The organism is Streptomyces sp. NPDC049040 (genome assembly GCF_043197715.1).
Lineage (GTDB): Bacteria > Actinomycetota > Actinomycetes > Streptomycetales > Streptomycetaceae > Actinacidiphila.
Genome location: NZ_JBICTO010000004.1, coordinates 414,874 through 435,114, shown reverse-complemented (window position 1 = coordinate 435,114; position 20,241 = coordinate 414,874). Strand labels below are relative to the sequence as shown.

Here is a 20,241-nt window from a genome sequence, read left to right as displayed (position 1 = left end):
CGTTGCGGCACCGGCACGGCACCCGCGGAGGCCGTGTGTGTCGTGCACACACGGCATGGCCAGGACCGCCCGGTGCCCCCACGAACCCGGCCGGCAGTCCCGAGTGACCGCCGACCGTCGCAGGAAGACGACACACCGCACACCAGAGAGGAACCGCACCATGACCGAGTTCGACAAGCTCCAGATGCTCCCCGAGGAACAGCGCACACCCATGGGGCAGGAGGGGATGGTGAAGTGCTTCCTTCTCACCAAGATCGAGATCACGACCACGCTGGTCACCACTCTCCAGCCGCCGACCGCGGAGTAGGGCGTTCGGTGCACTGTCCGCTCGGATCCCGCGAGGCGGGTACCCGGCTCGGCCGCCCCGGCAGGACCAGGGACTGCCGGGGTACGGCCCGGGTCTGCTGACGGGGCCCTCCGGCGGAAGGCACATCCAGCCGTGACGCGCCGGCCGGCACGGGCATCCGCATGGATCGCGGGGGTGGGAACCCCCCGGTCCGGGATGCCCGTGCCCGGTCGGCCCGTCACGGCCCATAGGGCGCATCTACCCACGCAGGCGCGCAAGGCGCGCCGCCAGGAGGGACCGACGAATGACCAGCAGCGACAGCCGACCCGGCGGGGCGCCCGCCTGCTCCCCGAGCACCGGTTCCGGCAGGGCGGGCCGCAGGTGGCGGCAGGCCAGGATGGTCGGCGCCGCCGTGGCGGCGGCCTTCATGGCCGGCACGACGGGCGTCACACATGCCGCCGCCGACACCTCCTACGGACCCATCCGGGTCCTGAACCACGCGGTGGCGCAGGACGGCAAGTGCCTGGACGTGAAGAGCGAGGACATCGCGCGGACGCCGGTTCACGCGCGCGTGCAGGCATGGGACTGCTCGGGTGTCTCGGAGCAGGAGTGGTCGTCACATCCCTACGCCCAGGTGCCCACCGGCGAGTTCGGGACACTCCAGACGCTTTATCAGATCAAGAACCTCCGGACCGGGATGTGCCTGGAGATCAAGGCCGAGGGCAGCCTCGTCGCCGGCGTCCAGGCCGACGTGGTGCCCTGTGCCGGCGGGTCGGCCGACACGATCGCCGACCAGTTGTGGGAGGAGCAGCCCAGCGGACGCGGTTTCGTCGTGCAGACGTGGAGCGCGGCACGCGTGAACGCCTTGCTGTGCCTCGACCTCAAGGGCAACTCGAACGACAACGGCACCCCCGTCCAGCAGTGGACGTGCAACGGGAGCACAGCCCAGGTCTTCGGCGGCTCTCTCGGCTCGTAGCGCGCACGGGGCGTCGAGGACGCTGGGGGTCAAGGGGTCGCAGGTTCACATCCTGTGGTCCCGACGGTGCGACCAGCGGGTTCGTCGGAAACGGCGGACCCGCTCAATGCGTTGGCGGTACGCGTGATGGCACGGTGATGGCAGCTCTGTGGGTGCCGACACATCATCCGGCCTGGTCACGCGACATGTTGGTGGGTCTCGAACTGCCTGAGTGCGTGGGGGAGGTGGCGCTGGTTCCAGATCAGGGTGCGGTCGCGGAGTTCATGCGGGCAGGTCTGTATCCAGCGCTCCATGATCGAGGTGGCGAGGAACCGGAAGAGCGCATCGTCCACCTCGACGCGTCAGCCGTCAGATGGTGACTCCACACAGGAGCCCGAACAAAAATCACGTCAGTAACGGCCGGATGCCGTCGCGAGACTACGCCGAAGCCTTGAGGGTGGTGGACTCGGCGACTGCGGGGCAAGTTTCCCGGCGTCGGTAGGATCAGTCCTCTTTGGGGGTGCGATGCGAGCATCGGGGCGGGGCAGCGAGGGCCAGAAGTACTCGCTGACCTCGGACGAGGACGACAGCGACTTCTGGGGCCTCGCTCACGAGGCCGAGGGGTTCTTCACGCCTCTGCCGGACGGGGAGGGCGCACGCCGAGTGCACCTCGCGGGTTGCCTCCCGCACGGGGGTCTGCTGAAGAGCGTCGACCATGTCGGTAGTCGTCGCGCCGTTGCCGGGAATGCCTGGTTCGACCTCCTCGACGGCGAAGGTGCCACCATGGGGTCCTACTTCGTCGGCGAGGTCACCGTCATCGACGTCAGGCCCTCCACTCGTGGAGTCGGCCTTGTCGACCTCACGGTGACGCTCTGGTGCGAGAACGCCTTGCCTGGAGCGGAACCTGTATGGGACCTGGTCCGCACCGGTCACCTGAACCGCACCGGAATGTGGCACCGACTCGCACCGGAGGATCGACACGCGTGGCTTTCGGTGGCCCTGTGGTCCCGGGAGTACAAGCGGCAGGGGAAGCCCGATGCGCCTGCGGGCCAGGTGTTCACCCTGGATGGCCGGCACATCGTCGACGAAGACAGCTTCTACTGCGCGATCGGTGAGGCCGTCAACGGGCCGGGCGGGTACTTCGGCTGGAACCTGGACGCTCTGGACGACTGCCTTTTCGGCGGCTGGGGGGCCGCTACTCCGTTCACCTTGCACTGGGAATCCTCGGCCGAGGCTCGGACGCGGTTGGTCGAGCGCGTGGCGGCCGGTGATCGCGAGCTTGTGCTGTTCGACCTGCTCCTGGAGATCTTCGAGGAACGCGGTGTGAGCGTCGTCCTTCGGTGACAGCTGCTCGCTTACCGGTATTGGTCCGGCAAAGGTCACCCGCACTCCTGCGGACGGCGGCGTGCGGAGATGCCGAGGTGGACAGCCGGTCGCTGGGCTCGGCTTTGGGCTTCGTGGCGCTTGGCGCTTGGCGCGGAGGAAGGTGAGAGTGAGGTCGATGCCCTCGTCCTCACCGATCCAGCCTGCGGCCTTGGGCCGACGCTTCTGCGCAGCTGGAGCTCGGCTTCGAGCTCGGAGAGCCGGGCGAGCATCTCGGGACAGGCGAAGGCAGCGTCGGACAAGTCGGGGTCTGCCCATCTGGAAGGCCTCGACTTCCAGCCCGGGACGGGGACACACAAGCGCAGCCGGAGGCCCCGATCCCGTGCCAGCGGCGCGGCGGACTTCTTCGCGTACCCACTCGGATCGGTCAACCGCGCACCCGGTAGCGCAGGTGTAGCACCCGGTTGCCTTGAATCACCACGTCCGGATCGTCCAACAGGTGCTGTGCGTCGACGGAACCGAAGTAGCGCTTGCCGGAGCCGAACACGACGGGCACGACGTCCATGCGCACCTCGTCGACCAGCCCCGCGGCAAGCACCTGCCCACCGACGTCGCCGGCGGCGACCTCGACAATGCGGTCACCCGCAAGCTCCTGCGCCTTGGCCATGGCCGCCTCGATGCCGTCGACGAAGTGGAAAGGGGCCTCGGCTGCCCAGCCTTCGGGCACGCCCCGGTGGGTCACGACGACCACGTGGTCGATCCCGCTCGGAGGCGTCCCGTTCCAGCCCTCGGTCATGTCGAAGACGTGGCGGCCGGCGACTGTCACCCCAATCCGGTCCCAGTACAGCCGGGTGTAGTCGTAGGACATCTGCGACACCTTCAAGAAGCCGCTGTCGTCCAGCGGGACGTCACCGCTGGACAACCACTCGAACAGTGGACCGGGATCGTCGTTCTCGGCCGCGATGAAGCCGTCCACAGACACCGAGGCGTACATGACCACCTTGCCCACGGGCTTTCTCCTCTGCTTTGGGGTGCCCCAAGTCTGGCGTAGCGTGAGCTGTCGCTCTTGTAGGAAATCAATCGGCGGGAAGCGGCCAGCTGTCCAGCACGTGGCCCGGATGTTCGCGCAGGAACTTCTGCCGGGCTTCCAGGTACCGGGTCGGCGTCAGTCCGGTGAAGGTCCGGAACTCATGGCCGAAGTGGGATTGGTCGAAGTAGCCCGCGCTCGCGGCGAGTTCCCCCCAGTCGATCGGTCCGGCGGGGTCGACTGCGAACACAGCGGCGGTGAAGCGGTAGCTGCGGGCCAGCCGCTTCGGCGTGACGCCGATGAGTTCCTTGAACCGCTGTGCCAGATGAGTGCTGCTGACACCGGCTGTCACGCTCAGGTCTCTGATCGCCACCCCTCCGCTGGCCGCCGCGATGACGCTGCTCGTTTGGCAGACCAGTTCCAGACCGTCGGTCTGGCGCAGCCGTCGCATCAGCTCCTTTTCGAGCAGCATCAGCATCTCGTGCGGTGCGTCCGCGAAGGTCAGCCGGTCACGCAGCTCAGCGATCGCGGGTTGGCCCCAGATCTGCTCCACCGTCGCCGGCCGGTCGCACAACTCGGCCGCCGGCATCGGCAGGAACGGCCCCAGCCCCCATGGCTTGAAGTGGACGCCGACGGACCGGGTCCGGGGTGGGTAGCCGAACTCCCACGCGCGGGTGGGCGTAGTGACCACGCACCCGTCGGCGTACTCCGCCGCCTCGTCGGCGGTGCCGGCGCGGACGAGGAACGGTGCCCCGAGATTCACGATGAGCAGCGGCGCGGGCGCCGCCGGCAGTGTCAACCGGGAGTACGGCGGGGCGCCTTCCAGGTAGTAGAGGTCGTCGATCAGCCCGTCCAGCGGCGGACGCGGCACTCTGGACACATACTCCACGCTCACATCATCGCCGACGGCCCGCCTGGCGCGCGCCGGGGACGGCGTGTACGAGGTTCCAGGGATGGGCCCGGCCACACGGCGAGCTGATGCTTCCCGCTGAAGGCGGCGGAATCGCACTCCGCGCAGTTCGATCGTCGCTCTCGAACTGCCGCTGTAGCGACATGGGTGCTCATCACAACCCGGTCACACCGCCCACATTTCACCCCCGCAAGCGGGACACTCCCTCAGAACCACGCTGAGGGGGACCATGCACCCCCGCACCACCGTCGCGCTCGCCACCGCCGCGCTTCTGCTCACCGCCACCGCCTGCTCGCCGTCCGACAGCGACAGCAAAGCCACCGACACACCGGCGCCCGCAGGTACCACCAGCGCTCCGGTCTACGACCCGGCCGCATGGAAGACCCGCATCGCCACGCTCGTCACGCAACTCGGCCAAGAGCAGAACGGTTGCGACATCAGCCCCTCCGCGGAACCTTGCGCGACCCTGCTCCGCAGCGTGGACGAGACCATCCTCGACATGACGTCGGCACTGGCCGACAGCGGGAAGGCCGCCCGGTACCCGGCCACCAGTGATCATCTCGGGATGATCATCGACGGGTACAACACGTACATCTCCCGGTACTGCCCGGGTAATCCCGCGGCAGACGATCAGGACTCGGAGTGCAGGGTCGCGGTGGCGACTGTGGTGATGGGGATGGCGACGCTGCCCTCGGACATGGCCCAGGACGCGGGCCGGAACTCGCCCTGGCACCGCCCCGCCACCAGCACGGTGACGGTGCGGACAGGCGTCGCGAGATAGGCACGGCGAGTTCCTCGACCGGGCAGGCGTCCGCGAGCCGGGCAGGATTCGTGTCGACAACACTCGGCGCGGGCGGCGTCGGCGGTGGGGTAGCCGCCCCGGCGGATGTTGCGGCGGCGTCGGTGTGACCCGCCTCCCGTCCGGGGCGTGGCCATATGTGCCACTTCCGCCAGCGATCGTCAGCCCGCGGAGAGCAGCGTTCGTCCGAGCCAGTCGCGTGTGTCGCGTACGCCGGGAAGGACGTAGAAGTAGCCGCCGCCGACGGGGGAGATGTAGTCGACCAGCGGCTCGTCGATCAACCGGGTCTGCACGGCCTCGAACTGCCGCACGACGTCCTGCTGGTAGCAGCAGAAGACCAGGCCCATGTCGAGGTTGCCGACGGCGTCGATGCCACGGTCGAAGTTGAAGCCGCGGCGCAGGATGCGGGAGTCGTCCGTCTTCGCGGTGCGGGGGTTGGCCATGCGGATGTGGGCGTCCAGCGGGATGGCGTTGCCCTCGGGGTCCTTGGGGTAGTTCGGCGGGTCGGTCTCCTTCGCGCCGTCCAGCGGGGCGCCGGTGTCCTTGCGGCGGCCGAACATCTTCTCCTGCTCGGTGAGGGAGACGCGGTCCCAGAACTCCACGAGCATGCGGATGATCCGGATGACCTGGTAGCTGCCGCCGGTGGTCCAGGCGGGTTCGCCGAGGCCGTCGGTGACCCACACCAGCCGGTCCATCTCCCTGGAGGAGGACACGTCGGGGTTGACGATGCCGTCCTTGAAGCCGAGCAGGTTGCGCTGCGAGCCGGTGGGGCGCGGGGCGTTCTGGAAGCCGTCGATGCGCCACTTGATCTGCATCGCCCCGCGGGTGTGGCGGGCGATGTCGCGCAGGGCGTGCAGCACGGTGTCGGTGCTGCCGCCGCAGATCTGCAGCGAGAGGTCGCCGTGGCACTCGGCGGTCTTGAGGTTGTCGTTGGGGAAGACCCGCATGGGGCCCAGGCGACGCGGCTTGGCGTCGGCCAGGCCGTAGCGGTCGTCGAAGAGGGAGGCGCCGACCCCGACGGTGACGGTGAGGGCGTCGGCAGGGACGGTCGGGCCGAGGATGCCGTTGTCGGAGGGCGGGGCGCCGACGCCGAGGTCGGCGGGGGTGCCGCCGGCGGTCAGGAAGCGGGCCCGGCCGGTGATCGTACGCAGCAGGTCGGCGAGTTCTGCCCGGTTGTCGGCGATGACGTCGAACGCCACGAAGGTGGCCGCGGCCGGCGCGGGGGTGGTGATGCCGGCCTGGTGCGCGCCGTGGAACGGTACGGCGGGGGCGCGCCCCGGCTCCGCGGCGTCCGACGCGTGCGCGGTGCCGCCGCCGGCCGCCGAGGCCAGCGCGAAGCCGCCCCCCGCCAGCGCCGCCGCGCCGGCGCCCGCCCCGAACGCGGTCTTCACGAAGGACCGGCGGTCCGCGCCCATCGGGCAGGTGCCCTGCGACGACGCGAAGTTCGGGGGAGCCGCGCTGGTCGCAGGGCGTGCCGGGGGCGCGTCGGCGGTGCGGCCCCGGGGGTGTGCGGATTCGGCGGACATCGCGGATTTCCCTTCGGGGAGGGGCGGGCGGGTGAGGTTGTGGTGGGTGGCGGTGTCCGGCGGTGTCCACCGCACGCCGCCGTGCGGTGCCCGCTCTCCTGACGCGCCGTCCTGCGGATCTGGGGCGCCCGGTTGCGGAGCGGGCCTGCCCGTCACGCGGACTTCCGGATCTCCAGGAGGTCTGGCACCGGCGCCAGGTCCTCCAGCAGTTGCCCGGTCGCGCCGTTGATCTTCTGCCGCGCTGTCGTGTCCAGTTGCTCCACCGGCGTCCAGGCGGCGCCGTGGTGCGCGGCGTCCAGCAGGCCCTGCAGCCGGGCGATGTCGGCGTCGATGACGGTCAGCTGCTGCGGTGCCCGGCGCGTGATCAGCGGGCTCAGCACGTGGAGCAGCTCGCGGGTTCCTGCCAGGTTGGCGTCGGCGGTGGCCAGGTTGCTGCCGCTGCCCTGGTCGGTGTCGCCGGTCAGCTCGAACTGGAGGGTGTTCTCGAGGATCTCGTGGCTGCGCAGCGGCAGGTCGGACGGGTCGAAGTCCTGTGTGGGGAACGCCTTGCGCAGCCCGGAGACGTCCGTGGCGAGCTGGTCGGCAAGGGGGCGCAGGGTCGCGGCGGACTGCCCGTGCCACAGGCCGTACTCGATGCGGTGGAAGCCGGTGAAGTCCGGGCTGGTGAGGCCTTCGGGCAGGCCGTCCTTGCGGCCGTCGATCTTCGCGTCGAAGCCGGCGAAGGTGCCGTATGCGGCACCGAGCGAGGAGTATGTGAGGTGCGCGCTCAGCCAGGCGGTGCGCGCTGCGGCGAGGTCGCCGGTTGTGAGGGCGCCGGCGAGCTTCGCGGTCTGCGCCTGGAGCCTGTCGAGCCCGGCGTCCACGTACGTCCGGTAGGCGGCGAGCGGGGGCTCCAGCTCGGCGGCGGCGAGCGGCAGCACGGGCTTGGCGGAACCGCCGCCGCTGACCCGCGCTGTCGCGGAGGTCACGGCCTTGCCGCCGGTCGGTACGCAGCGCCAGGCGTACGCGCCGCTGCCGAGGGTGGCGACCAGGTCGCGGGTGGTGCCGGGGGCCAGGCCCTCGATCTCGCCGTACACCGCGTTGCTGGCCGGGTCGATGAGGTAGACCTCCGACGCCTTGCTGCCGGTGTTGTGCATGCGGAACGTCTGGCGGCCGGGCTGCGGGGCCGTGAAACCCCTGCCGCAGTCCGATTCCGACACGCTCACGGTCAAGGCCGCGGCCTTCTTCCCGCCGGACGCGGCGATGACGACGCCGGCGGCGACAGCCGGGATGGCGACGACGGCCACCGGTACGGTCCAGCGCGGCACGCGCCGGGCAGCGGCTCTGGCCGCGGGCGCCGCGGCGGCCTCCTGCTTCGCCGCCACCGGGGCGGCCCGCAGCCCCCGCACGAACAGGCTCATGACCACGGCCAGGTACACCACGTATGCCACGACCTGAAGCCACGTCATCTGCGTCGTGAGGTTCAGCACTCCCTGGACGAGTTGCGCGTACCACGAGGTCGCGTCGATGTGCGCCGAGACGTCCACGAGGTACGAGCCGCCGCCCGGAAGAACCTTGCCCTCCTGGAGGTCGCGCAGGCCGTAGCCGAGCACGCCGGCCGCGATGACGATCAGGCCGAAGCCGGTCCAGGTGAAGAACCTGGTCAGGTTGATCCTCAGGACGCGTTTGTAGAGCGCCCAGCACAGTCCGGTCGCCACCACGAGCCCGACGGCCCCGCCGAGCAGCGGCCCTGCGCTGGAACCGTGCGCGGTCTGCGCGTTGGTCCACAGGAACAGGGCGGTCTCCAGGCCCTCACGGCCGACCGCGAGGAAGCTGGTGACGACCAGCGCGCCGGCGCCCATGGTGAGCGCCGCGGCCACCTTCTCCTTGATCTCACCCGACAGACTGCGCGCGTTCCGGCGCATCCAGAAGATCATCAAGGTGACGAAGGCCACCGCGACTATCGAGAGGAAGCCGCCGAAAGCCTCCTGGGCGGTGGTGGGCATCTGCTGCGAGCCGAACGTCAGTACCGCTCCGAAGCTGAGCGACAGCCCGACCGCGGCGCCCACACCGGTCCAGACCTGGGGCAGCCGCTGGCTGTTGCCCCCGCGAATCAGGGTGGCCACCAGGATCGAGACGACGAGCCCTGCCTCCAGGCCTTCCCGCAGGCCTATGAGGAAGTTGGGGAACGCGTTGTCCCACATGAAGGTGCCCTCCCCGGGTCGGTTCAGCCGGACTCCGGCCCATTAGCTTAGGCAAACCTTAGCAGGCGGGTCTACAGGTGTGTAGACGGAGGTCGTGGAGGTTCCGGAGCACCGGCCGGCCGGAGGGTGGGGAGGCTCTTCGTCGATCACGCCGACGCCTCGCCTGGGCCGGCGGATCAGAAGTGGCGACGTGCGAAGTGGCCTGTCGGCCGGCGCTCAACCGGCACCACCGGCTGTCCATATCGCATGGCGACGGTCGCGCAGACGGGCGGTGAGGAGCGCAGACGCGAGCTGGACAGGCCCAGCCCGGACGGGTGAACAAACACGTGAAGCCTCTGGTGGCACGGGGGATCTGGGCTGCGAACCCGTCCACCGGGGGCTCCACTCGTCTGTCACGCCAACTACCGAAGGCGCACAGCAGGTTGGGAAAGGCTCAGTCAGTGCTGAACGCCTGCTCCACGGCCAGTGTGTCCTCATACAGGTGCAGGCGGACGATCTGGCCGTCCTCGATCAGCAAGTGCATGGCGGACGGTGTCGTGAATTCCTTTCCCGTGTCCGCGGCCGTATGGGTGAAAGTCCCCAGCAGCATCACGTCACCGCTGTCGACGATCATGCGTTCGGGCACGACCTTGCTCATGCCCTGTTTGAAGGCCGACCACATGGTGGTGAAGAAAGGGGCCACCTCCTCGCGGCGCGTGCGGCGACCGGTCCAGGGCAACCGGGCACTGCCCGGCACGAACCAGTCGATCTCCGGCGCGAACAATTCCTGGATACCCTCCTGGTCCTGCTCGCCGAGTCGCTTGACCAGCTCCTCGGCCACCCGCCGGGACGTCGTCGCATTGGTTGTCATCACTTGTGTCCTTGTCCGTTGATCGGATGTGGCCGGGATTCTTGCGGCGAGGCTCCCGGACAGCCCTGGGGTGCTGCATCCGCGAGCGGCCCGCTGCCTGGATGCCGCGTGACGATGAGGCGGGCGGTTGCTCGGCGAAACGGCCTGTCGTGGCCGTGCCGGTGACGAGTTGCCGTGGGCGGCTCGGCTCCCCGGCCGCGCCGCGTCAAACAGCCCGCCGTGCCCCTGGCCGTCCCACGGGTGAGGGGCCGAGGCACGTCCCTGAGCGGGTCCGGGCCTGGTCCTCATTGCCGCACATCACCCACAGTACGGATCCGGGCGGGTGAGAGGTCTGGTCCATTTCACCTCCGGTTCGCCGGTCCATTTCCGTACCGGGGCCGGTCGCGGGTGGAGGTGAGAACGAATTCGTCGACGGTGCGCCCCAGTGGCAGCCGCCGCGGCGGCAGGGGAGGGGCGGTGCTCGACACACCTTCCCTTACCGGCGCCGGCCGGGACGCACGTCTTGGAGATCCCCGGGGCGTCCGCGAAGGACGCGGATGTCCGGCCAGTGGCCCACTTTCGCATCGGAGCGCCGCCCCAGGGCGCATTTCAGGCGCGAATCGCGCACGGGGCGGCCGTCAGGAGTTGAGCTGTGCCAGCTCTCGCCAGTGGCGCAGGGGCATCGCCTGTCCTGCACCCACGACGTGCAGGCAAACGTGGTCGGCACCTGCCTGGTGGTGTGCGCGGATACGTGCGCCGATGGCCTCCAGGTTCCCCCAGGCCACCACGCTGTCGATCAGGCGGTCGCTTCCGCCGTGGCTGACGTCCTCCTCGGTGAATCCCTGGCGGAGCAGGTTCTGCACATAGTGCTTCATGCCAAGGAATGCGCCCAGGAAGTCACGTGCTGCGCCGCGGGCCTTCCCGGGATCCTCTTCGAGGACCACGGCCTGGTAGGGCGCTATGAGGTGCCCCTCGCCCAGTTGTTTGCGCGCTGCTGCCGAGTATTCCGGGGCGACCATGAACGGATGGATGCCGGCCGTGCGTCGTCCGGCCAGTTCGATCATCCTGGGGCCGAGTGCCGCCAGGACGCGTTCGCCGGCGGGCACCGGTGCGGGGGCCCCTTCCAGCGTGTCCAGGTAGGCGTTCATGTCGGCAAGGGGCCGGAAGGGGCCTCCTTCGCTCTGGGCGGCTGCCGGATCGCTGACGCCGAGGCCGAGCAGGTGCCTGCGGCCGTAGGTGTTCTGAAGGTGGGCGTGTCCGGCTGCCATCTCGGAGGGCCGATGCCGCCAGATGCTGGCGACGCCCACAGCCACCGTCGTCTTGCGTGTGGCCCGTAGCAGCCGCTCCGAGTCGCCGAGGATGTCGCCGCCTCCCAGTCCCGGTATCCACAGGGCTCCGAATCCGTGGTCATCGAGTTCGGCGGCGGCGTCGGTGATCTCGCTTGGATCGGCCGTCCGCAGTTCGATGCTCCAGATCCCTGTCAGACCCAACCGCATGTGTTCTGCCCTGTCTGTGAAGGTGCCCGGCAGGAGCCGGGTGGCCCCTGCCGATGGATGTCCGCTTCAGCCGGTGCATCCCGGCCTGGCGCAGGCTCCGCGGTGATGCCGAGCCCGCCCCAGGCAAGGGTGCCGGGCGCGCTGGTGCCTCACTCGGCGAGCGTTTTCCGGTCCGGGGCGGGGGTGGTGCTCGGTGGCTAGACCTGGTTGGTGCCGCCGTCGACGAAGAGCTCGATGCCGGTGATGAAGGTGCTCTGGTCCGAGGCGAGGAACAAGACCGCGTCGGCGACCTCTTCCGGCCGCCCGATACGTCCCAGCGGGATCGAGCCGGCCAGGTAACCCTTGAGCTGTTCCGGGTCGGGGCTGAGGCCGTCGATACCGGGGGTGTCGATGGTGCCGGGACTGACCGCGTTGACGCGGATCGAGCGATCCTTGAGTTCGACGGCCCATGTCCGGGCGAAGGACCGCACTGCTGCTTTGGTGGCTCCGTACACACCGAAGGAGGCATTGCCGGCGGACCCGGCGGTGGATGCCTGCAAGATGATCGAGGCGCCGTCGTTCAGCAGGGGCAGCGCCTTTTGGACGGTGAAGAGCACGCCCTTGGTGTTGATACCGAACGTCTCGTCGAAGTGCTTCTCGGTGACCTGCTCCAGCGTGGCGAACTCTCCGCCTCCCGCGTTGGCGTACAGGACGTCGATCCTCCGGTCCTGGGCGGCGACAGCGGCGTAGAGCCGGTCGAGATCGGCCAGATCGGAGACGTCGCCCTGCACGCCGGTCGCCGTGCGGCCGATCTTCGCCACCGCCGCATCGAGTGCGTCCTGGCGGCGACCGGTGACGAAGACGTGCGCCCCCTCGGCCGCGAAGCGCACCGCGGTGGCCAGACCGATTCCACTGGTGCCACCGGTCACGATGGCTGTTTTTCCGTCAAGTTGTCCCATGGGAGACGCTCCCTCAAGTCTTGGTGTGCGTGACTCGTCGCTCCGGGAAAAGCACTCCCGGCAGTGCATTTTTTAGCGACCACTAAAAAACTACGGCGGCAAGAGCTCCATGTCAAGCATGGCGACTGCGCCTTTGAGTCGCGCGATGGTGATCAACGCAGCGGCCTGCCCAGCCGAGGCGCCGCCTGCCGGAGGTGAGCGCCGTCCAGTCGACGCTTCTCAGGGACGGTTGCCTCGAAGCGAAGCCGTCGGCGTGGGCGCGAGGGTGGTGTCAGGTGCCGGGGCTCTGCGGCCAAACGGTCATTGCCGTGTTCACGATCTGGTGGAGCTGCTCCCGGGTCGCTCCACCGGCCGCCTGGACCGCGATGCCCTGGTAGATGGTCGCAAAGTAGCGGGCAAGGCCCTCAGGGTCGGCGTCGGCCGGCAGTTCGCCACTTCGGCTCGCCTGTTGCAGCCGTTCCCGCAGGGCCGCCTCGCCGCCCGCCCTGCGCGCGGCAAGTTCGTCACGTGCCGTCTCCGCGCCCGGCGAGCATGCCAGAGCACCCTGGACGGTGATGCAGCCGCGGGGATGGTCGGGATCCGTGGTCGCGTCAGCGGCGCCGTGCAGGAGCGCTTCGACGGCCGCCCGGGCGGTCGGCTCACCGAACGCCTCGCGAATGTAGCCGGCAGGGCCGTCGGCATAACGATCCAGCGCCTTGCGGAACAGCTGCTCCTTGTTTCCGAAGGCGTTGTACAGGCTGGGCGCGTTTTTGATGCCCATCGCCTTGATGAGGTCGGATATCCCGGTGCCCTCGTAGCCCTGCCGCCAGAAGACCTCCAGCGCCCGATCGAGGGCCGCGTCGCTGTCGAAGGTGCGCGGCCGTCCCCCTGTCATGATCGCCTCCGCTCCCGAAGCAGGCTTGTAGTCCTCGCCAAGGTACGCCAGCCACCTGCGACGCGACGAATGTCGTACGCGTGTTCGAATGCATCTTACGGTGTCTGCGGTGCAATGGTCCGGCCGGAGGTCAGGGGAACTGGGGTGGGGTGAAACCACCGGTCTCCCTCTCCAGAAGTTCGGCAAATCGTATGGGCGTACGGTCCTCATACAACGGCCCGATGAACTGCGCGCCGATCGGGAGCCCCTCGTTGGATCTGCCGATCGGCGCGACGGTCGCCGGGAGACCCGGTGTCGTGGCGACGCCCGCCCAGACGAGTTGGTCCGGGTAGGCGTGGTCCGCGCCGTTGATCTCGATGCTGCGTCCCCACTGATCGGCACTGTGATCGTGGGGGAAGGCGACGGTGGGCGATGCGGGGCACACCACGATGTCGAACCGGGTGAAAAGTTCGCTCCACCCTGCCCGGTGCCGAGCCCGGAGGTTGTCGGTCGCGATCCAGTCCCGGTGGCTGAGCGCCGCTCCTCGGACGCGTTCTGCGGCGAGACTCGTGTCGCTCGCGTCGATGCGTTGCGCAGCGTCGAGAGCCTGCTGGTAGGAGTCCGGCGGGTAGGCGGCGGCCATGGCGGCAAGCAGGAGTCGCATGTAGATGCGGGCCGCCTCGATCGGGTCGGGCAGTAGGGGGCTGTGTCGCTCGACTCTCGCGCCGGCGGCGGCCAGTAGGGAGGCGAGGTGCTCGATGGCGGCGCGGACCTCGTCCGAGGTGGGAATGAGCGGATGCGTGTCCAGGACGAGAACGCGGTAGCTGCTGAGGTCGTCGTGCCGGGCGGTTCGCAGTGCAAGGCGGTGGGCGATGCCGACTGCCGTCTCGTCGGGGTCGGCCAACAGGTCGAGCATGACTGCCAGGTCACCGGCGCTGCGGGCCATGGGCCCGATCACGGTGAGGTCGCGGTCGTACGCCAGCGGTGGAGCCGGAGGGGGCGTGTGCCCACGGGTGGGAAGGAGGCCGAAGGAAGGCTTGTGCGCGTACACACCCGAGAAGTGGGCCGGGATGCGCAGCGAGCCGGCGATGTCGGAACCGAGGGAGACGGCGCCGAATCCGGACGCGAGCGCTGCAGCTGACCCCCCGGAAGATCCCCCAGGGGTCCGCCGGACGTCCCACGGGTTCTTCGTCGTGCCGTAGACCGGGTTGTATGTCTGCAAGTCCCCGAGTGCGACAGGCACGTTCGTCTTGCCAAGGATGACGGCGCCCGCCGCACGGAGCCGCTTCACGGCGACCGCATCGTCGTCTGCCACGAAATTCCGGAACGGCGGGATTCCCCAGGTCGTCGGCAGCCCTGCGACGTTGAAGGACTCCTTGACCGTCATCGGGACCCCGAGGAGGGGTGCTCGCCGCCCTCCTCTGGCCCGGACCTCGTCAGCGTCACGGGCGCCGGTCAGGGCGCGATCGAAGTCGTGGACGCAGACCGCGTTGATGTCGGTGTCGTAGTGCTCGATCCGCTCAATCGCCGCCTGGGTGAGTTCAACGGCCGACACCTCGCCGGCGTCCATTGCCGCGGTCAGTTCGACCGCGGTCGTGTAGATGTAGTCCGATACGCTCATGGATGCTCTTTACTTCCTGTTCGGCGCGTCAGGGTCACCGTCGGATGTCACCGTCGAGTACAGGGGTGACGGCGCCGGCTGCCGATGGGTTCACTGCCGGTAAATCCCGGCGCAGTCGACGACGTGGGGAACCATGACGGCGGACCGTAGCGCCCCGGGTTCGACCGGCGAACACGTCAGCGCAAATATTTACCGGTCACTGAACAACCAGTGTTGCGCACCATCCCTGTCAAATGGGACATCTGCCCGCTCGCTCACCGTAGAGGATGAAGCCTGGCCCGCAGGACGCCGGGGGGAGCATCGAAACGCGGGCGCGGGCACTGCGGCGCCGCGGGACGACGCTCCGAGGGAGCGGAAACCCTCCGCTGGTGCCTGGCAAGGCAGGTTTGAGCGGCGGCTGACCCGCTGTGAATACTCGCGAGACCTAGCGGCCGTCAGCGGCGGCCCGGACTCCCGCGAGGGCAAGTGGCCCCCTGGACAGAGGCAGAAATGGACCCATGTGACGGTCCGCGGTCGACATAGCGTTACCAGCATGGCCACGTGACCACCTCTGACCACCTTGCCAAGCACACGCAGCGCCCGGACTCGGTCCATCGCACGTCCGGCGTCCACAGGGACCCGGATGGCTCGATCGACGGCCGACCATCGCGCCACCGGCCGATGCGCAGTCGCCCGCGGACTTGTGACCGCCAGGGCAGCGGGACTCCGGGCCGCCGCAGCCGTGCCCGGTCTTTGGTGCGCGGTGCGCATACCCAGCAAAGCATCACTTCGTCGAGCAAGGATCATGCAGCAATGACACGAGCCACCACCCCTTTCAGCCCGCGTACCACCGCCACGGAGGTTCTGGCCGGAGTCGACCTGACCGGGCGACGGATGATCGTCACCGGAGGGGCGTCAGGATTGGGGGCAGAGACCGTCCGCGCCCTGGCCCGGGCCGGCGCACACGTCACCATCGCGACGCGCAACCCGGCTACGGCGATGGCGATGACCGAGGAGTTCCCGGACACCGAGGTCGCCGCACTCGACCTGGCCGACCTCGGATCAGTGAAGGCCTTCTGTTCCGCCTGGGATGGGCCGGTCGACGCGATCGTGGCCAACGCGGGTGTCATGATGCTGCCCGAGAGGCAGGTCAACGCGGTGGGTTGGGAGATGCAGCTGGCCACCAACTACCTTGGACACTTCGCCCTGGTGACCGGCCTGCACGGGGCCCTCCGATCCGCGGAGCGAGGGCGGGTGGTCACCGTCAGCTCGGGGGCGAACCTGCTGGCAGGGTTCGATTTCGACGATCCCCAGTACGAGCGCCGCACATATGACCCCCTGACGGCGTATGCACAGTCGAAGACCGCCGACGTGTTGCTGGCGGTCGGTATCAGCCGCCGCTGGGCCGCGGACGGCATCACCGCCAACACCAGCGCTCCCGGGGTGGTCCACACGAACCTGGCACGCCATCTGGACGCGGCCACTCTCCAAGCGCTCGGTGCCCAGGACGCGGACGGCAACCGACTGACCCCGAGCCACTTCAAAACGCCTGAGCAGGGTGCTGCCACGAGTGCCCTGCTGGCAGCATCACCACTCCTGGACGGTGTGACGGGACGCTACTTCGAGAACAACCAGGAAGCCGAGGTCATCAAGGGAGATCCAGGGATCCTGGCCGGTGGCCCCGAGGCGACCGTCGGCCTGGTCGCCGACTGGTCCGTCGACCCGGCCGCGGCGGATCGCCTGTGGGAGTACGCCATCTCCGTTGTCTGATGCCCCCGAGTCCCGCGCACGGGTGGGGGCAGCCGGGCCGGCTCGCCTCGATGACCGATGTTCCCGGGCGATAGGTCCCCTCTTTCGCTTCGCCAATGGCCCGCATACCTGGACTGTTGTGCGCATAGTGTCGTGACCATGACCGGGACAACGCCCATGGCTATGAACATCTGTGTCTTCATGTCCGCCGCGGACCTCGACGAGGTCCACACCCGTCCGGCTCGCGAGTTCGCGGAGCTTGTCGGCAAGCATGGTCACACCCTGGTATGGGGCGGTTCCGACACCGGGCTGATGAAGGTCGTCGCTGACGGAGTGCGGGCCGGCGGAGGACAGCTGGTCGGGATCTCGGTCAGCTTTCTCCGGCATTGGGCCAGGGGTGACGCCGACCAGATGGTGGTGGCCGAGGATCTCGCCGAGCGGAAGGCATCGCTGCTGGCCGCGTCCGACGCGGTTGTGGTGCTGGCCGGCGGGCTGGGCACGCTGGACGAGGTGACCGAGGTTCTCGAGCTGAGGAAGCACGGACTGCACACCAAGCCGGTGGTACTGCTGAATACCGCGGGCTTCTACGACGGATTCGTCCTTCAGCTCCGGCGGATGGAGGGGGACGGCTTTCTGCCGGTTCCGCTGTCCGAGCTGCTCTTCGTGGCGAGCGAGGGGGCCGGTGCGCTGGCGTACCTGGAGAGGTGCCTCGCACAGCGGCGACACAGCGGGCAGCCCTGAGGATCAGGGAGAACCGTGGAGGGTGGAGAGGTTCGAGCGCATTGGCGCACTGCGCGTGTGCCTACGGCATGACGCTGCGCAGCGTTTCCAGCGCGCCTGTCCACGCGCTGTCGGAGGAAGCCGCGAAGTTGACCACGAGCGCGTCCTGCTCGGGCCCCCGGCGGTCGCGCTCCGCCCCTGGGTGGAAGAACTCCGAGAGCCCGCTGACCTCAAGGCCTCGCCGGGCGGCCGACTGGACGACCTCGCCTTCGGTCCCACGAGGCAGTTCGACGACCGCTTGCAGCCCGGCGGCCATACCGGTGACACGGACGGCAGGCGCACTGTGCGCCAGGGCCGTGACGAGTTGATCGCGGCGGCGCCTGTAGCGCTGCCGCATCGACCGCACGTGCCGGTCGTAGCTGCCCGAAGTGATGAACTCCGCGAGAGTCATCTGATCCAGCGCGCTCGACATGTAGTCGCCGTGCCCTTTGGCCGCCACAACCTGCGGGACCAGTTCCTCCGGCAGCACCATCCAGCCGAGCCGCAGCCCCGGCGCCAGCGACTTGCTCACCGAGCCGAAGTAGACCACCCGGTCAGGGTCAAGGCCCTGGAGGGCGCCCACCGGTTGACGGTCGTATCTGAATTCGCCGTCGTAGTCGTCCTCCAAGATCAGTCCGCCGCTGGCGCGTGCCCAGTCGACAGCCGCCACCCGGCGGTCGGGATGCAGCGCCACTCCGATCGGGTACTGGTGCGCCGGCGTCAGCAGTACCGCGCCGGCTTCCCGCAGCAGCGGCAGATCGCTCGTAAGCGCTCCGAACTCGTCGACCCGCACGGGCGGGGTGTCGAGGCCGGCGCTGGTCAGCAGGTCGCGATACAGGTCGAGACCGTACGCCTCGACGGCCACCGCCCGTACCTGACGCGATCTGAGTGCCTGAGCCATCAGCGCAAGCCCGTGGTGGAAACCGGAACAGACGATGATGCGCTCCGGATGGGCGTACACGCCGCGGGCCCGTGCCAGGTAGTCCGCGAGGGCCGACCGCAGCTGCTCCTGGCCGAGGGCATCGCCGTAGCCGAAGGCCTCATTGGGCGCGGCGGTGAGTGCCCGGCGGGCAGCGGTGAGCCACTGCGCGCGGGGAAAGTTCGCCAGGTCGGGCGAGCCCGGCTTCAGACCGTAGGCGGGGCGGTGCTGAGCTGCCTTCGTGCGTGGCGCAGACGCTTCCGCCGTGTGCGCCTGGGCTTGGTCGGCCACGCGGGTCCCGGACCCCTGCTGCGCGGTGAGCCAGCCCTCGGCCACCAGTTCGGCGTATGCGTCCGTCACGGTGTTGCGGGAGACGCCGAGATCCGCGGCGAGGGTGCGCGATGCAGGCAGCCGCGTGCCCGGCCCCAGCCTGCCGGTCCGTACGGCGTCGCGCAGCGCGTTGGCAAGTCCGATGCGCAGCCCCGGCCCGCTCAGCTCCAGATGCAGATCAGCGCCCGGCTCGACCGGCGGGGCGGACGTGGAATTGGTCTGGTGATTTGCCATCGCAATGGATCCTACCTCAGTGCCATTTCATGCTTAGCGTTGCAGGTATGACAACGAACGAAGCGCACGAGCGCACCCAGCGCGTCCCCGAGCACGCCCCCCGTCTGGACTGGGCGAAACTCGCCCCGGAGGCCTTCAAAGCGATGGTCCGCCTGGACACCGCCGCCAAGCTCGGCATCGAGCCCCCTCTGCTCAACCTGGTCAAGATCCGCGCCTCCCAGATCAACCATTGCGCCTTCTGCCTGGACATGCACAGCAAGGACGCCCTGGCAGCCGGCGAGACCGCGGAGCGGATCATCCAGCTCGACGCCTGGCGCGAGTCGCGGCACTTCTACACAGCCAGGGAGGTCGCGGCCATCGAGCTCACCGAGGCGATAACCGAGATCACCGACGGCTTCGTCCCCGACGAGGTGTACGCCAGGGCTGCCGGCGCATTCGACGAGGGAGAACTGGCACGCCTCATCGTCGCCATCACGACGATCAACGCCTGGAACCGCTTCGGCGTGTCCACCCGGCTCGTCCCGGGCCACTACACGCCCACCACCTGAACCGACGACGCGACCGGACATCGCCACTCGCAGCGGCGGCGGCCACACCACGTCGTACGGCTCCATCCCGCCCAGCACCCCGACCAGGAAATCGTGGCGAGTCCCGTGCTATCACTCCTCCACCGACCGGCCCTCACGCGCCCCGCTGACGAGTTCGTTCTCGCCACCGTCATGCTGTTCCTGGCGGTGACGATCGTCAGATGGGTGCGTGATCCGGGCTCCCCCCTCCACATCGCGGACCTCGACGCCGCACTGGCTGTCATCGGTGTTCTCAGCGGAGCCATCCTCACCGGGCTGATCCTCACCCCACTGGGCAGACGCAGCGGCGGCCACATGAATCCCGCCGTGACCGTCTCCCTGTGGTTGATGGGCGCATTCCCCGGCCCCTCCGTCGTGCCCTACGTCCTGGCCCAACTCGCGGGATCGGCGACAGGAACAGTCCTGGCGCGGGCGGCATGGGGACACACCGTCTCCGTTTCATCGGTCGACTACGCGGCGATCGCGCCGGCTCCTGACTGGTCGCCGCCGGCGGTCTTCCTCGCCGAAGCGGGCAGCATGGCGGCGATCATCGTCGCCGTGGGGTTCGTGGCACGACCCCGCAGCGCGCGCTTCCTGCCGTACCTCATAGGCTCAGCCGTCGCCCTGGTGATCGCCCTCCTCGGACCACGCAGCGGCGGATCGATCAATCCCGCCCGGCAGTTCGGTCCCGCGGCAATGGCCGGACAGGGCACCGATCTGTGGATCTACCTGGTCGCCCCGATCCTGGGGGCCGTGTTGGGAGCCTGCTTCCACCACTGTCTCGCTCGACTGCGGTCACGTGCGCAAAGGGCGCAAGCCGTCGCATCGGCGATTCCTGAGGGATTCCGGTCCGTCGGCACGCTCCCCCATACGGATCGAAAGGTCCGACACAACGCCGGCTGAAGTCGCGGTCACGCGGCAGGAAGCGTGGGGAGTCCATGCGCGTGACGAGGTCGGCG

Annotated in this window: 19 protein-coding genes; 8 read left to right on the top strand and 11 right to left on the bottom strand. The window is 69.1% G+C overall.

What is annotated here, in order from left to right:
- Positions 1 to 160: 160 nt before the first annotated feature.
- Positions 161 to 307 carry a hypothetical protein gene (locus ACGFMP_RS14405; protein ID WP_393672557.1) on the top strand — a complete coding sequence of 49 codons (147 nt, stop codon included), beginning with the start codon at positions 161 to 163 and terminating at the stop codon, positions 305 to 307.
- A 283-nt stretch (positions 308 to 590) separates the two neighbouring features.
- A complete protein-coding gene (locus tag ACGFMP_RS14400) occupies positions 591 to 1,262 on the top strand; it encodes an RICIN domain-containing protein (RefSeq protein WP_393672556.1) in 672 nt (223 codons plus the stop codon).
- A 176-nt stretch (positions 1,263 to 1,438) separates the two neighbouring features.
- Here ACGFMP_RS14400 and ACGFMP_RS14395 read toward each other — a convergent pair whose 3' ends face one another.
- Positions 1,439 to 1,594, bottom strand: coding sequence for a hypothetical protein (locus tag ACGFMP_RS14395; protein WP_393672555.1), 156 nt, complete (start codon positions 1,592 to 1,594; stop codon positions 1,439 to 1,441).
- A 172-nt stretch (positions 1,595 to 1,766) separates the two neighbouring features.
- Between ACGFMP_RS14395 and ACGFMP_RS14390 the strand changes: the two genes are divergently transcribed.
- Positions 1,767 to 2,585 (top strand): barstar family protein, encoded by an 819-nt coding sequence (locus ACGFMP_RS14390; RefSeq protein WP_393672553.1) that lies wholly within the window; start codon positions 1,767 to 1,769, stop codon positions 2,583 to 2,585.
- A 406-nt stretch (positions 2,586 to 2,991) separates the two neighbouring features.
- Here the strand turns inward: ACGFMP_RS14390 and ACGFMP_RS14385 are convergent, their stop codons facing one another.
- Together ACGFMP_RS14385 and ACGFMP_RS14380 are read right to left on the bottom strand one after the other, a co-directional pair.
- Entirely contained in the window at positions 2,992 to 3,573 is a 582-nt protein-coding gene (locus ACGFMP_RS14385) for a dihydrofolate reductase family protein (RefSeq protein ID WP_393672551.1), read from the bottom strand.
- A gap of 67 nt (positions 3,574 to 3,640) precedes the next feature.
- Complete coding sequence (locus ACGFMP_RS14380) at positions 3,641 to 4,480, bottom strand: AraC family transcriptional regulator (protein ID WP_393672549.1); 840 nt, start codon at positions 4,478 to 4,480, stop codon at positions 3,641 to 3,643.
- Between the two features lie 250 nt (positions 4,481 to 4,730).
- Between ACGFMP_RS14380 and ACGFMP_RS14375 the strand changes: the two genes are divergently transcribed.
- Positions 4,731 to 5,282, top strand: coding sequence for a hypothetical protein (locus ACGFMP_RS14375; protein ID WP_393672548.1), 552 nt, complete (start codon positions 4,731 to 4,733; stop codon positions 5,280 to 5,282).
- Between the two features lie 179 nt (positions 5,283 to 5,461).
- On the opposite strand, the gene efeB is transcribed toward ACGFMP_RS14375, so the two are convergent.
- From efeB to ACGFMP_RS14340, 7 genes are all read right to left on the bottom strand, one after another.
- Entirely contained in the window at positions 5,462 to 6,715 is a 1,254-nt protein-coding gene (efeB, locus tag ACGFMP_RS14370) for an iron uptake transporter deferrochelatase/peroxidase subunit (protein WP_393672824.1), read from the bottom strand.
- 263 nt (positions 6,716 to 6,978) lie between these two features.
- Positions 6,979 to 9,009 carry an iron uptake transporter permease EfeU gene (gene efeU / locus ACGFMP_RS14365; protein ID WP_393672547.1) on the bottom strand — a complete coding sequence of 677 codons (2,031 nt, stop codon included), beginning with the start codon at positions 9,007 to 9,009 and terminating at the stop codon, positions 6,979 to 6,981.
- A gap of 433 nt (positions 9,010 to 9,442) precedes the next feature.
- The gene (locus ACGFMP_RS14360) at positions 9,443 to 9,859 is read right to left on the bottom strand and encodes a nuclear transport factor 2 family protein (protein ID WP_393672545.1); all 417 of its coding nucleotides are present in this window, start codon (positions 9,857 to 9,859) and stop codon (positions 9,443 to 9,445) included.
- A gap of 617 nt (positions 9,860 to 10,476) precedes the next feature.
- A complete protein-coding gene (locus tag ACGFMP_RS14355; protein ID WP_393672543.1) occupies positions 10,477 to 11,334 on the bottom strand; it encodes a TIGR03620 family F420-dependent LLM class oxidoreductase in 858 nt (285 codons plus the stop codon).
- A gap of 197 nt (positions 11,335 to 11,531) precedes the next feature.
- Positions 11,532 to 12,272: an SDR family NAD(P)-dependent oxidoreductase gene (locus tag ACGFMP_RS14350; RefSeq protein ID WP_393672542.1), complete on the bottom strand. Its 741-nt coding sequence runs from the start codon at positions 12,270 to 12,272 to the stop codon at positions 11,532 to 11,534.
- 271 nt (positions 12,273 to 12,543) lie between these two features.
- Complete coding sequence (locus tag ACGFMP_RS14345) at positions 12,544 to 13,146, bottom strand: TetR/AcrR family transcriptional regulator (protein ID WP_393672541.1); 603 nt, start codon at positions 13,144 to 13,146, stop codon at positions 12,544 to 12,546.
- A gap of 130 nt (positions 13,147 to 13,276) precedes the next feature.
- On the bottom strand, positions 13,277 to 14,746 hold the full coding sequence (locus ACGFMP_RS14340) for an amidase (protein ID WP_393672540.1): 1,470 nt from the start codon (positions 14,744 to 14,746) through the stop codon (positions 13,277 to 13,279).
- Between the two features lie 792 nt (positions 14,747 to 15,538).
- Between ACGFMP_RS14340 and ACGFMP_RS14335 the strand changes: the two genes are divergently transcribed.
- Together ACGFMP_RS14335 and ACGFMP_RS14330 are read left to right on the top strand one after the other, a co-directional pair.
- Entirely contained in the window at positions 15,539 to 16,495 is a 957-nt protein-coding gene (locus ACGFMP_RS14335) for an SDR family NAD(P)-dependent oxidoreductase (protein ID WP_393672539.1), read from the top strand.
- Positions 16,496 to 16,657: 162 nt separating this feature from the next.
- Positions 16,658 to 17,215, top strand: coding sequence for a TIGR00730 family Rossman fold protein (locus ACGFMP_RS14330; protein WP_393672823.1), 558 nt, complete (start codon positions 16,658 to 16,660; stop codon positions 17,213 to 17,215).
- A 61-nt stretch (positions 17,216 to 17,276) separates the two neighbouring features.
- Here the strand turns inward: ACGFMP_RS14330 and ACGFMP_RS14325 are convergent, their stop codons facing one another.
- Positions 17,277 to 18,716: a PLP-dependent aminotransferase family protein gene (locus ACGFMP_RS14325; protein WP_393672538.1), complete on the bottom strand. Its 1,440-nt coding sequence runs from the start codon at positions 18,714 to 18,716 to the stop codon at positions 17,277 to 17,279.
- 47 nt (positions 18,717 to 18,763) lie between these two features.
- Here ACGFMP_RS14325 and ACGFMP_RS14320 point away from each other — a divergent pair, with 47 nt between their 5' ends.
- Together ACGFMP_RS14320 and ACGFMP_RS14315 are read left to right on the top strand one after the other, a co-directional pair.
- Entirely contained in the window at positions 18,764 to 19,264 is a 501-nt protein-coding gene (locus ACGFMP_RS14320) for a carboxymuconolactone decarboxylase family protein (RefSeq protein WP_393672537.1), read from the top strand.
- A 93-nt stretch (positions 19,265 to 19,357) separates the two neighbouring features.
- Positions 19,358 to 20,185 carry an MIP/aquaporin family protein gene (locus tag ACGFMP_RS14315; RefSeq protein ID WP_393672536.1) on the top strand — a complete coding sequence of 276 codons (828 nt, stop codon included), beginning with the start codon at positions 19,358 to 19,360 and terminating at the stop codon, positions 20,183 to 20,185.
- Positions 20,186 to 20,241 lie beyond the last annotated feature (56 nt).